This window comes from Novosphingobium ginsenosidimutans, from assembly GCF_007954425.1.
In the GTDB taxonomy this organism is placed as follows: Bacteria; Pseudomonadota; Alphaproteobacteria; order Sphingomonadales; family Sphingomonadaceae; genus Novosphingobium; species Novosphingobium ginsenosidimutans.
In genome coordinates this window covers 632,194-644,427 of sequence record NZ_CP042345.1, presented here as the reverse complement: position 1 = coordinate 644,427, position 12,234 = coordinate 632,194, and the positions used below count along the sequence as shown (strand labels likewise).

The window sequence follows — 12,234 nt, the reverse complement described above, 5'->3', positions numbered from 1 at the left end:
TCCTCCCCCGATCCTGCCTCCCGGCGTTCCTCCTGCGAACGCAAACTAGATGGGCCGGAACTGCAAAGTTCCGGCCCCTTTTTTTTTGTTTGGTGGGGTAAGGCAGTCAGTCGCCGAAGAAGTTGAGCTCCAGCACCACGTTGTTGGGATCGGTCACGAACACCTGGCGCAGCCCGATCGAGGCGATGGTGTTGACGTGACGGGTCAGGCCGGCCGCATCAAGCCGCTCGATCAGGCCATCAAAGCCGGAGCAGTTGAAGGCCACATGGTGGATTGCCCCGGTCGGCTGACCGGGAAACACTTCGCGGTCGAACGCGCGCGGGCACTCCGTATGGTTGATGTGAACCAGTGCGCGGCCGGCATCGTCATGCATCCACTGGACCTGGTGCGGCGGCAGTGGTGGGGGGCCATCGCGGCGCTCCAACCCCAGCACGGCGGTATAGAAGGCGGCGGTTTCATCCATCTGCTCGGTGATCACGTTGAAGTGATCCAGTGCATTCACCCGCATGCCTTGTGCTCCTTTAGCGTGTCAGCGCAGCCTCGCACTCGCTCATCAGCTGGGCCATGATTTCGGCCACCGGCTGTTCTTCGGTCACCATGCCGACCGACTGGCCGGCCATCAGTGAGCCATTCTCGACATCGCCGTCAATCACCGCGCGGCGCAGCGCCCCGGCCCAGAAGTGCTCGATCTGGAGCTGGGCCTCGCCCATCTCGATCTGGCCTGTGTCGAGCAGCTTGGCCACTTCGACCTGCTTGGCAGTGAATTCCTCGGTGCCCTTGTTCTTCAGCGCGCGGACCGGGATGACCGGCAGGCGCGGATCAACCTGGACCGAGGCGACTGCATCGCGGGCATTGGCGCGGAAGAAGGCCTTCTTGAAATCGGGGTGCGCGATGGATTCGGTCGCGCAGGCAAAGCGGGTGCCCAGCTGGACGCCCGAAGCGCCCATTTCCAGATAGGCAGCGATCATATCGCCCCGGCCGATCCCGCCGGCCACGAAGACCACGTGGTCGGCCGCCAGTGCCGGCAGGAATTCCTGCGCCAGCACCGAAGTGGCAACCGGGCCGATATGGCCGCCAGCTTCGCTGCCTTCGATCACCAGCGCATCGGCGCCGGAGCGGAGCAGCTTCTTGGCGAGCGCCAGCGTGGGGGCAAAGACCAGCACCTTGGCGCCGAAAGCCTTGATCGCCTCAACCGAGCCCTTGGGCGGGATCCCGCCGGCAAGGACGACGTGGCTGATCTGGTGCTTGGCGCAAACTGCGATCAGGTCGAACAGGCCGGGATGCATGGTGATCAGGTTGACGCCGAAGGGCTTGGTGGTGAGCGCTTTGGTCGCGGTGATTTCTGCATCGAGCAGGTCGGGGGTCATCGCCCCGCAGGCGATCACGCCAAAACCGCCGGCATTGCTGATCGCGGAGACCAGGTTGCGTTCGGACACCCAGGACATCGCGCCGCACAGGATCGCGTGTTCGGTCCCCAGGAAGGCGCGGCCGCGTTCCATCAGCGCATGGGTCTTGTCGTACACTGGAAATTCCCCCCGTGGTCTTGGCGTCGCGCGCCTATAGGCAAGCAAAGTCCGCCCGGCTAGCCCTGCGCCTTACAGCCAGCCGGCACTTTTGAGCACTGGCACCATGTTGCGTGCAACCGGTGCGACGAGGCCCTTGCCGAGGACCAGGCGTACATTGCGTCCGTCGCGCTCAACCGTTTCAACCGCCGCCCGCGCCACCCACCAGCTGCGGTGGACCTGCGCGCCGTCAAGCCCGTCAAGCTCAGCCACGGCATCGCGCATCCGCAGCAGGATCAGGTCAGACCCAAGCGCGGTGTGGACGCGCAGGTAATGGTCCTCCATCTCCAGCGCGACGAGTTCGGTGCCAAGTGCGGGCGGAAGCCGGTCAAACAGACGCGGTTTGCCGGGCCTAGGGGCTGGCGCTTCGGCGGGGACTGCGACCGCTGCGGGCACCAGCACTTGCACCGGCGGCGGCTTCGACTGGACCAGATAGAACACCATGGTCACCACCGCGCCTATCGCCAGGACATAGCCATAGGTCCGCAACCACACCTCGGGCGAGGGCACTTCGAGCGGCGGCGGCAGGGCTTCGACCAGCCAGACCACCACGGTCATGGGAACGGTCGCGATCAGGCAGGCCAGCAGCCACAGCGACCATTCCGGCAGGTCCAGGTTCGCCCCCAGCCGTGCGACCAGCCCGCCGATCGGGCGGTAACAGGCATAGCCGGCCCACGCGAGGCCGAGCCAGTAAACCAGCCGCAGCCAGAACGGCGCGTCAAAGCTGCCGAGCGGTCCGACCACGGCCAGCACCACCCCGATCACCGTCATCACCGCCAGGTCAATCACGATCTGGCGGGCCGGGTGAGCGGCAGGCTGGGCGCAAGTCTCGGTCATTGCGGGCAAACCTAGCGCCCGTTCGCGCTTCGTAAAGTGGCGCGGCACCGGAAATGCGCACCTTTCGCGAAGCGCGCTGCACCATCTCCGCAAGCGCGCTTGCGGGCGAACGGGGTGACGGCAGGGAAGGGGCAACAACCGTTCAACCGGAGTTTTGCCATGACCACCATCGCCCTGCCCCGTCCTGCCCACGCCCGCGCCAACGGTTTCGATCTCGGCCCCGTTGCCCGTGCCGCCGTAGGTTTGGTTGGAGTTGGCTTCACCACCGCCTGCGCGCTTGCCGCGGTGCGCTTTGCTGCCGGCCTGGCCCCGGCCCATCCCAATACCCAGAGCATTGCGGTGTTGATCCATGTCGCCACGGTGCTCCCCGCCGTGCCCCTTGGCGCCTGGCTGATGCTGGCGCGGAAGGGCACGCCTCGGCACAAGGCGCTGGGCAAGGTCTGGGTCGTGCTGATGGTGGTGACAGCGCTGACAGCGCTGTTCATCCGCCAGATCAACGGCGGCGGGTTCAGCCCGATCCACATCTTCGTGCCGTTGACCCTGCACGGTGCCTGGAAGACGATCAGCACCGCCCGCCGCGGCGATATCGCGGCGCACAGGAAGGCGCTGATCGGGCTCTACCTGGGCGCGCTGACGATCCCCGGCCTGTTCGCCTTCATGCCCAATCGCCTGATGGGCACCTGGCTGTTCGGCTGATTGGCGAATAATCGATAAAACGCCACACTCTATCCAGTTTTGATCGATATCATCGATTATAGTGTTAGGACATGATCAGCTCAGTCGCCCGCTGAGTCGGGCTGAACAGGAGACATGACCATGGATGCCAAGACTGGATCGATCGACGGGGGCGGTTGCCCGTTTCATCAGCAGGATGGCGGCGTGCGCGCCCTGCTGGGGCGACAGAATCGTGACTGGTGGCCTGATGCCCTGGCCGTCGAAATCCTCTCGCCCAATGGGCCGAGCGACCCGATGGGCGATGACTTCGACTATGCCGAAGCCTTCAACGCGCTTGACTACCATGCGCTGAAGGCCGACCTGACCGCGCTGATGACTGACAGCCAGCCGTGGTGGCCGGCCGACTATGGTCACTATGGCCCGTTCTTCATCCGGATGGCCTGGCACGCAGCCGGGACCTATCGCACCGGCGACGGGCGCGGCGGGGCTAACAGCGGCCAGCAGCGCTTTGCCCCGCTCAATTCCTGGCCCGACAACGGCAACCTCGACAAGGCCCGCCGCCTGCTCTGGCCGATCAAGCAGAAGTACGGAAAGCACATTTCCTGGGCTGACCTGTTCATCCTGGCCGGCAATGTCGCGATCGAATCGATGGGCGGCCCGGTGTTCGGCTTTGGCGGCGGCCGCGCCGACGTGTTCGAGCCCGAGAAGGACATCTACTGGGGCAACGAGGACAAGTGGGTCAACGAAGGCGTCCAGACCCGGATCGACGAAGAGCGCGGCCTGACCGATCTCGACGGTCCGCTCGCCGCGATCCAGATGGGCCTGATTTACGTCAACCCCGAAGGCCCGGGCGGCAATCCGGATCCGCTGAAGTCGGCGCGCGACATCAAGGCGACCTTTGAGCGCATGGCGATGAACCACGAGGAAACCGTCGCGCTGACCGCGGGCGGTCACACGTTCGGCAAGGCGCACGGCAACGGCGATCCCTCGCTGCTCGGCCCGGCCCCGGCGGGCGGCGACATCGCTTCGCTCGGCTTTGGCTGGACCAGCAGCGCCGAACACGGCGGGATCGGTCAGTACACCGTCACCAGCGGGATCGAAGGTTCGTGGGTCAACACCCCCACCGAATGGTCGGCCAACTACTTCCGCCTACTGCTCGATTACGACTACGAGCTGGTCCATTCGCCGGCCGGTGCGCAGCAATGGCAGCCGATCAACCAGCGTGAGGAAGACATGGCCCCGGCCGCCTGGGACCCCAGCATCAAGGTTCCGACCATGATGACCACGGCCGACATGGCGCTGAAGATGGACCCTGAATTCCGCGTGATCTCGGAGAAGTTCCGTAACGATCATGAGGCGTTCAAGGATGCCTTCGCCCGCGCCTGGTTCAAGCTGTGTCACCGCGATATGGGCCCCAAGGCGCGTTATCTTGGCCCTGAAGTCCCCGCCGAAGACCTGATTTGGCAGGATCCGGTACCGGCCGGGACCATGCCCAGCGAAGCAGATGTTCAGGCGATGAAGGCGAAGCTGGCCGACAGCGGCCTGACCGTCAGCCAGCTGGTCAAGACCGCCTGGGCCTCGGCCAGCACCTATCGCAAGTCGGACCATCGCGGCGGCGCCAATGGTGCCCGCATCCGCCTGGCCCCGCAGAAGGACTGGGATGTCAACGAACCGGCCGAGCTGGCCAAGGTCCTCACCAAGTACGAGGAACTGCGCGCCGGAACCGGCTTCTCGATGGCTGACACCATCGTGCTGGGCGGCGTCGTGGGCCTTGAGCAGGCAATCAAGGCGGCGGGCTTCAACGTGGCCGTGCCCTTCACCGGCGGCCGCGGTGACGCGAGCGCCGAGCAGACTGACGCCGAAAGCTTCGCCGTGCTGGAGCCGCAGGCCGATGCCTTCCGCAACTACCTGCCGAAGAAGCTGCGCGTGAAGACCGAGGAAATGATGCTCGATCGCGCCGCGTTGCTGGGCCTGTCGGTGCCGGAAATGACCGTGCTGATCGGCGGCCTGCGCGTGTTGGGCACCAATTACGGCCAGCGCGGCCACGGCAGCTTCACGCACCGTCCAGGGCAACTGACGAATGACTTCTTCGTCAACCTGCTCGACATGACCCACGCGTGGAAGTCGGTCGAAGGGAGCGACGAGGAAGAGTTCGTCGCGACCGATCGCAGCAACGGCGGCGAAAGCTGGCGCGCCACCCGGGCCGACCTGGTGTTCGGTTCAAACTCCGAACTGCGTGCCGTGGCCGAGGTCTATGCCGAACGCGGCAACGAAGAGAAGTTCGTCCGCGACTTCGTTAAGGCCTGGACCAAGGTGATGAACGCCGACCGCTTCGATGTGAACAAGGGCAACCACGCTTAAACATCCCGGTGGAGCGCATGCTGCCCCGTCTCCGGCTTCAGCCGGGGGCGGGGTTGCTGCGTCAGTACCGCGTCCTCTTTCCCGTCATCCCCGCGAAAGCGGGGACCCATCTCCCGAGATGGCCGATGGCGCGACAGCTGCAATGACACGTGATGGGTCCCCGCTTGCGCGGGGATGACGGTAATGGTCTGAGCGCTTCCGAGTTAAACCGCCATTCAGCCGCCAGCCGTCACCGCCGCTTGTCGCCGTGGCGCTGCTGGCCTAGGCGGCGCTACCACGCTTGCCGAAGAGCTGCCTTGCCCAATCCCCTTACGCCATTGCTGGAACGCCTGCGCAACCGCGAGCAGGGAACGGCGCTGATCCTGGCGCTGGTGGTGGAAGCGCTGCTGGTGCTGGCGGTGCTGTCGATCGGGCTCTACGATCCGCCCAAGCCGCCGGGCACCGCTTCGCTGGTCAGCGTGAATGTCGCCGCCCCGCCCGCGCCGGAGCAGGACCAGCCCAAGCCCGAACTGGCCCAGGCCAAGGCGCCGCTGCAAACCCCGCAGGAAAAGCCGCCCGTTCCAACCCCGACAGTGGCACCGGTCCAGCCCGCGCCGCCGATCATCCAGATCTCGCGCAGCCAGATGGCCGAGCTCGACATCGCGCGTCTGCCGCGCCAGCCGGGGCCGCCAACCGCGCCGCCCAAAGGCACCTACGGCCCGGTCGACGCCGGCGTGCCGGGTGACAGCAAGCGGGTCGGCTCCGCACCCAATGGCGAGCCGATGTATGCCGCTGCCTGGTATCGCGAGCCCTATGACAGCGAGCTCAGCGGTTATCTCTCTACCGCCGATGGTCCGGGCTGGGCGCTGATCGCCTGCCGCACCGCGCCGGATTACCGGGTCGAAGATTGCGTCGGCCTGGGCGAATACCCGCAGGGTTCGCGGATCGAGCGCGCCGTTCTTGCCGCTGCCTGGCAGTTCAAGGTCCGTCCGCCGCGCGTCGGCGGCGTAGCGAAGATCGGCGAGTGGGTGCGAATTCGGATCGAGTATGGGATTGGCCCGCGCAGCCGTTAGCGCCGGCCAGAACCAGCTTTCCTACAGCCGGCGGGAAATGCGATATTCGCGCAATGCCGGATCAAACCGCCCCTGCTGCCCATCGCCCCGCGCGGGTTTTTCTTCCGCCGAGGTGGACGATCAATCCGATATCGGCCCGAAAGTCGCAGATAACTGCCGAAAAACCGATGTTGGAAGAAGCGGACACAGTGTCAACTGTGTCAAGTCCAACGTTACGCTGAGGCCGCTTCGTCCTTGGCATCCATGTCGTAAGCGGTGTGCAGCACGCGGACGGCCAGTTCGGTCTCGTCCTCGTCGATCAGAACCGAAACCTTGATCTCGCTGGTGCTGATCGCCTGGATGTTGATGCCGCGGTCGGCCAGGGCGCGGAACATCGTCGCGGCGACCCCGGCGTGGCTCTTCATGCCGACGCCGACGACGCTGATCTTGGCCACCTTGCCGTCAGTGATGATGCGATTGAAGCCGATCGCCTCCTTCTGCGCTTCCAGCAGGGTCTGGGCCCGCAGCAGGTCAGCTCCCGGCACGGTGAAGGTCACGTCGGTCTCACCCTTGTCGCGGCCAACGTTCTGAATGATCATGTCGACGTTGATGTTCGCCTGGGCCAGTGGGCCAAAGATCGTCGCCACGGCGCCCGGACGGTCGGGCACGCGGGTCAGGATGACCTTGGCTTCGTTCTTGTCGGCGGCGATGCCGGTGATCAGCTGGCGTTCCATATCCAGGCCTTCCAGTTCTTCGTCGGACACGATCATCGTGCCGGGGATTTCATCAGCGGGGGTGGCGTCATCGTCGATGAAGCTCGACAGCACCTGAACCCGCACGCCTTCCTTCATGGCGAGGCTGACCGATCGGGTCTGCAGCACCTTCGAGCCAACCGAGGCCAGTTCGAGCATTTCCTCGTAGGTCACGTACTTGAGCTTGCGCGCCTTGGCGACAATCCGCGGGTCGGTGGTGTAGACGCCGTCGACATCGGTGTAGATGTCGCAGCGGTCGGCACCGATTGCGGCAGCGACGGCGACAGCCGAGGTGTCGGAGCCGCCGCGGCCCAGCGTGGTGATGCGGTTGTCTTCGCTCACACCCTGGAAACCGGGGATCACGGCAATTTCGCCCGCCGACATCGAGGCGAGCAGGGCGTCGCTGTCGATCTCGCCGATGCGGGCTTTGGCATGGGCATCGTCGGTGCGGATCGGCAGTTGCCAGCCGAGCCACGAACGCGCCTTGCAGCCCAGCGCCTGGAGCGTCAGCGCGAGCAGGCCCGAGGTGACCTGTTCGCCGCTGGCCACGACTACGTCATATTCGGCGGGGTCATACAGCGGGTTCGCCTCGCGGCAGAAGCCCACCAGCCGGTCGGTCTCACCCGCCATGGCCGAGACGACCACGGCGACTTCGTGCCCGGCCGCCTGCTGGCGGCGGACGATGTTGGCCACCCGGCGGATCCGTTCCGATCCGGCCATCGAGGTGCCACCGAATTTCATCACGATGCGGGCCACGCCAGACGCACCTTTCCGCAATATTCTTGCCCGCGGAACCCCTCGCCCCGCGGCGCGCGCCCTGTTAGGGAGGCTCTATGAGCAATGCAACCTCCAGAGCGACCATCCGGCCCGAGGAAGCCGCCCATTTCGGCCAGTTGGCGGCTGACTGGTGGGATCCCAATGGTTCCTCGGCCATGCTGCACAAGCTTAATCCGGTCCGGCTGGGCTTCATCCGCGCGGCCATCGATGCGCACTGGGGCACCGATTCGCGCGGGGTTCGGCCGCTGTCGGGCAAGCGCGCGCTCGATGTCGGGTGCGGAGCGGGGCTGCTGTGCGAACCGCTGGCGCGGCTGGGCGCAGCGGTAACCGGAGTTGATGCCGCTGAAGAAAACATTGCCGTCGCCAGCGCCCATGCGGCGGGTGGCGGGCTGGCGATTGACTATCGCTGCGGGGATATCGGCGCGCTGCGCCTGACGGGTTTTGATCTGGTCACCTCGATGGAAGTGATCGAACACGTGGCTGATAAGGCGGCTTTCGTGAAGGCGCTGGCAGGGGCCTTGGCCCCGGGCGGGCTGATGATCCTCTCCACCCCAAACCGCACCGCGCAGTCAAAGCTGCTGCTGGTTGAAGGCGCCGAACGGCTGGGCATGGTCCCGCGCGGGACGCACCACTGGCAGGATTTCGTGACACCTGATGAGCTGCGCGAACTACTCGCCGATGCGGGGCTGGTCATGGGCGAGCCGCAGGGCATTGGCTGGAGCCCGACCAAGGGCCTCCACCTCTCGGCCGACCTTGCGCTCAACTACATCTGCGGGGTGACGCTGGGTTCCTGAGCCGGGGCTGCCGGTGCTGGCTCAGGCGGCGGCACGGCCTGGCCAACCCGAACCTTTGGGCCTTCGGCTAGGCAGGCCGGCAAGCGGCTGGCAAGGTCGAACGGCCGCTTGCGCAGCGCCGCGATCTCGGCCTCGCGCACGGCCAGGTAATAGTCGCGCTCGGCAGCATAAGGGTTGGTGCACTCGCCGCGCAAACGGCGCAGGAACTCGTCAAGCTCGACCCGGTCGTCGAGCGAGCGGGCAACCCCGGTGCCAAGTGCATAGGCGGGAGAGCTGAACGGCTTGCCGGCTACGCCCGGCACCAGCGACAGGTCGAGCACCCGCCCGACCAGGTCGCGGGCCGAGGTTGGGCCAATCAGCGGCAAGTACATGTAGGGACCGGCGCCGATGCCATAAAAGCCCAGCGTGTTGGCAAAGCCATTGCGTTCGTAGGGCAGCTTGAAGGGTTTGCGCTTTGCGACATCAATCAGCCCGGCCACTCCGACTGTGGAGTTGATCCCGAACCGGCCCAGCGCCCGGAACGCCTTGCCGACCTTCAACTGAAGCAGCGAGTTAACAAAGTTGATCGGCTCGCTAAGGTTGTTGAGCGCGTTGTGCACCCCCTGCCGAAGCGGCTTCGGCGCGGCCTTGGCATAACCCATGGCGATTGGCTCGACGAAGGCCTTGTCGACCGCCTGGACGGCCTCGAAGCTGACCTCGTTGACGGCAGCGGCCGGGTCGCCGGGAGGCGCGCCGCGGCCGGTCACGACGATGGCGTTGGGGTCTTCCGGCTGGACGGGAGCGGGCTGCGGCACTGGCTGCGGCGGGGCCGGCGCGACCGGCTCTGCAACCGGTGCAGGTGGCGCAACCGGTGGTTCAGCCGTCAGAGGAGCGGCCGCCAGCGCTGCGGCCATCAGGATCTGCAAGGTCGGTCTTCGCTTTCAGTGAGGCTTAGCCCCATGGAATGGTAGGTCTAGGTTGATGGAGGGCACACTGTCCATGGTATATGCGGCATTTACCGGTCACTTGGGGGTCATCGTGAAAAGCGCCCAGGCGACCACGGTGCCGATCACGAACAGCGGCCAGGACCAGAACATGCTGTGTTGCTGGAAATGTAGCCGCTCGATCGTCAGCCAGGCACCGCGCGAACCTTGCCCGCCGATCGCCGAGCTGACCAACCAGGACAGAAGCGCGGCGGGGAAAACTGCCTTGAACAGGTTCATAAGCCGACCTTTCGGGAACGCCGGTCCTCAGAAAGAACCGATCGTTCCCGAAGGTCAAGCCTGTGAAGCTGGGGCATCAATGCCGGGAGCGCCCGGCGCCGGTCAGTCGTTCTTCGCTTCCTTGACCGATTCATTGTGCAGGTCGGCTTCTGCTTCGGCCCGTTCCTGCTCGACGTTCGCTGCGGCCTTGTTGGCGGCGTTGGCTGCCTTGTCGCCCAGTTCGTCGGTCGCAGCCGCAGCCTTGTCGACACCGGTAGCCACATCATTGGCGGCGGATTCGGCGGTCGTCCCGGCGGCGTCCTGGGTCTTCTCGGAACAGGCAGCAAGGCCAAGAGCGGCGGCGGCAACGGCAGTTATCAGGGCAATCTTGCGCATGGCAGGTCCTCTGTTGTGAGCCCGAAGGCGGATACTCCGGAACCTGTTCGCCCTCAGTGGCCATCTGCCGGCGAGGGTCGATCAGCTTCCCGGAACCCGTTCAAGCGGGCCTTGGCGCAAAATGTTCCCGACCGTCCGGGCGCGGTCCTCCCACGTCCCGGTAACCGGCAGCCAAGGGACCCCGGTGAGCAGCAGGACATCCTGGGCCAATTGCGCGAACCGCGTGCGCTCCGCCTGGGTCCCGAAGAACCGCGTGCCATCGGCGATCCAAGGCACATCCGCGGCGAACTGCAGATAAAGGTCTGCCTTGGGATAGGCCAGCAGCGCCGTGGGCACCTCCCCAAACAGCATCTCGGCCCAGGCGGCGGTCATCAGCTGGTCGGTATCAAGAATCAGGATGGGCGGGTGCTGGGCCAGGGCAGCGCGGGTAAGCTCTGCCTGGCCCTCGGCAATCGCCAGCAGGTCGGCCATGGTCAGGTCGGTTCCGCGTTCTTCGCAATAAGCGCGACCGTATTCGGGCACCCATGGGATATCGAACTCGCGCGACAACTGCTCAGCCAAGACCGACTTGCCCGTGCTCTCGGCACCATGAAAACAGACGGTGAAGGTCACGCGGCGGTTGCGCGCTGGCGGCGCTCGACCGCGATCCATTCGCGCAGGCCGAAAAGGCTCATCACCAGCATCCCGCCATAGAGGCCTGCGGTGGGGTAGAGGCCGCGGTTGATGTAGAGCAGCACTGCCGCAATATCGATTGCGACCCACAGCACCCAGTTCTCGATCCGGCGATAGCCAAGCAGGATCTGCGCCGCGACCGAAGCGCCGGCAATGGCGCTGTCGGCAAAGGGCATGGCGGCATTGGTGTACTTGTGCATCAGCCAGCCCAGATTGAGGCTGAGCGCGGCGGTGACCGTCAGCCAGACCACCCGGCTGCGCCAGTCGAGCCAGCGCACGGCGACGCGGGTTTCATCTTCGCCCGCCTCAAGCGAACGGCGCCAGACGAGCCAGCCCCAGATGTTGGCGATGATAAAGAACACCTGCAGGCCGCTTTCGGCATAGAGCCGGCTCTCGAAGAAGATGAAGACGTAAAGCGAAACCGAGGCGATCGCGAAGGCAAAGTTCCACTGCGAGCGGAAAATCAGCAGGGCAATGTTGATCACCCCCAGCGCCGCCGCCAGCCATTCCAGCATCTTCAGGGTTTCGGGCGAAAGGATCATCCCAAAGCTGCCGCCCACTCGGCTTCCTTGAAGCCTACCAGCAGCCCACCGGGATGTTCGACGATCGGCCGCTTGATGCAGCTGGGATTGGCCGCCATCAGCGCAACTGCTTTCTGCTGATCGAGATCGGCCTTGTCAGCCTCGGGCAGCTTCTTGAAGGTCGTGCCGGCGCGGTTGAGCACCTTGTCCCAGCCAGCCGCCTGGCACCAGGATGCCAGCTTCGCCGCATCGGCACCGGCCTTCTTGTAGTCGTGAAAGGTAAAGGCAAGGCCCTGCCTATCAAGCCAGGTCCGCGCCTTCTTGACGGTGTCACAGTTGGGAATGCCGTAGACAATCAGGCTCACTCGGGCTGCCTTTCGAACTGGTGGGTGCGCGGTTTGTCCGCAGTGTAGAGCGTGTAGCTCTCGTAATAGGCCTCGCGCCCGCGGCGCTGAACCGTGGCGTGGTCGGCGTGGCGGCCCCAGGCATGGGCCGCTTCGGCGCTGGCCCATTCGGAGAGGGCGATGACCTCGCCATCATCGGCGACATAGCTCTTGAACGAGATGAACCCTGGCTGGGCCTCGGCCAGTTCCTCCATCCGCGCGGCGTCGGCGGCATAGGCGGCCGCATCCATATCGGGGCGCTTGCGATTGCGGAAGACGACCAAGAACATGG

At 65.4% G+C, this 12,234-nt stretch carries 15 protein-coding genes; 4 read left to right on the top strand and 11 right to left on the bottom strand.

The genetic code is table 11. The features are described 5' to 3' along the window. Positions 1-106 precede the first annotated feature (106 nt). The 3 genes from FRF71_RS03210 to FRF71_RS03200 form a co-directional block, all read right to left on the bottom strand. Positions 107-508, bottom strand: coding sequence for a VOC family protein (locus tag FRF71_RS03210; protein WP_147089208.1), 402 nt, complete (start codon positions 506-508; stop codon positions 107-109). Positions 509-521: 13 nt separating this feature from the next. Continuing rightward, complete coding sequence (locus FRF71_RS03205; RefSeq protein ID WP_147091502.1) at positions 522-1,499, bottom strand: NAD(P)H-dependent flavin oxidoreductase; 978 nt, start codon at positions 1,497-1,499, stop codon at positions 522-524. 96 nt (positions 1,500-1,595) lie between these two features. After that, positions 1,596-2,399: a LytTR family DNA-binding domain-containing protein gene (locus tag FRF71_RS03200; RefSeq protein WP_147089207.1), complete on the bottom strand. Its 804-nt coding sequence runs from the start codon at positions 2,397-2,399 to the stop codon at positions 1,596-1,598. Positions 2,400-2,558: 159 nt separating this feature from the next. Here FRF71_RS03200 and FRF71_RS03195 point away from each other — a divergent pair, with 159 nt between their 5' ends. From FRF71_RS03195 to FRF71_RS03185, 3 genes are all read left to right on the top strand, one after another. Further along, complete coding sequence (locus FRF71_RS03195; protein WP_147089206.1) at positions 2,559-3,095, top strand: DUF2306 domain-containing protein; 537 nt, start codon at positions 2,559-2,561, stop codon at positions 3,093-3,095. Between the two features lie 120 nt (positions 3,096-3,215). Beyond that, on the top strand, positions 3,216-5,435 hold the full coding sequence (katG, locus tag FRF71_RS03190; protein ID WP_147089205.1) for a catalase/peroxidase HPI: 2,220 nt from the start codon (positions 3,216-3,218) through the stop codon (positions 5,433-5,435). A gap of 296 nt (positions 5,436-5,731) precedes the next feature. After that, positions 5,732-6,487, top strand: coding sequence for a hypothetical protein (locus tag FRF71_RS03185; RefSeq protein ID WP_147089204.1), 756 nt, complete (start codon positions 5,732-5,734; stop codon positions 6,485-6,487). Positions 6,488-6,699: 212 nt separating this feature from the next. Here the strand turns inward: FRF71_RS03185 and FRF71_RS03180 are convergent, their stop codons facing one another. Next, a complete protein-coding gene (locus tag FRF71_RS03180; protein ID WP_147089203.1) occupies positions 6,700-7,974 on the bottom strand; it encodes an aspartate kinase in 1,275 nt (424 codons plus the stop codon). 77 nt (positions 7,975-8,051) lie between these two features. On the opposite strand from FRF71_RS03180, the gene ubiG reads away from it, so the two are divergent. Next, entirely contained in the window at positions 8,052-8,789 is a 738-nt protein-coding gene (gene ubiG, locus FRF71_RS03175) for a bifunctional 2-polyprenyl-6-hydroxyphenol methylase/3-demethylubiquinol 3-O-methyltransferase UbiG (protein WP_147089202.1), read from the top strand. On the opposite strand, the gene FRF71_RS03170 is transcribed toward ubiG, so the two are convergent. From FRF71_RS03170 to FRF71_RS03140, 7 genes are all read right to left on the bottom strand, one after another. Then, entirely contained in the window at positions 8,759-9,682 is a 924-nt protein-coding gene (locus FRF71_RS03170; protein WP_147089201.1) for an MlaA family lipoprotein, read from the bottom strand. The genes ubiG and FRF71_RS03170 overlap by 31 nt on opposite strands. A gap of 108 nt (positions 9,683-9,790) precedes the next feature. Continuing rightward, positions 9,791-9,991 (bottom strand): hypothetical protein, encoded by a 201-nt coding sequence (locus tag FRF71_RS03165; RefSeq protein WP_147089200.1) that lies wholly within the window; start codon positions 9,989-9,991, stop codon positions 9,791-9,793. Between the two features lie 102 nt (positions 9,992-10,093). Continuing rightward, positions 10,094-10,366 (bottom strand): hypothetical protein, encoded by a 273-nt coding sequence (locus FRF71_RS03160; protein WP_147089199.1) that lies wholly within the window; start codon positions 10,364-10,366, stop codon positions 10,094-10,096. 81 nt (positions 10,367-10,447) lie between these two features. Next, entirely contained in the window at positions 10,448-10,978 is a 531-nt protein-coding gene (locus FRF71_RS03155; protein WP_238339393.1) for an AAA family ATPase, read from the bottom strand. Next, positions 10,975-11,598, bottom strand: coding sequence for a nicotinamide riboside transporter PnuC (gene pnuC / locus FRF71_RS03150; protein ID WP_238339392.1), 624 nt, complete (start codon positions 11,596-11,598; stop codon positions 10,975-10,977). Before pnuC ends, FRF71_RS03155 begins: the two co-directional genes overlap by 4 nt. Next, entirely contained in the window at positions 11,577-11,924 is a 348-nt protein-coding gene (locus FRF71_RS03145) for an arsenate reductase (RefSeq protein WP_147089197.1), read from the bottom strand. Before FRF71_RS03145 ends, pnuC begins: the two co-directional genes overlap by 22 nt. Then, positions 11,921-12,232 carry an antibiotic biosynthesis monooxygenase family protein gene (locus FRF71_RS03140; RefSeq protein ID WP_147089196.1) on the bottom strand — a complete coding sequence of 104 codons (312 nt, stop codon included), beginning with the start codon at positions 12,230-12,232 and terminating at the stop codon, positions 11,921-11,923. Before FRF71_RS03140 ends, FRF71_RS03145 begins: the two co-directional genes overlap by 4 nt. Positions 12,233-12,234: the final 2 nt, after the last annotated feature.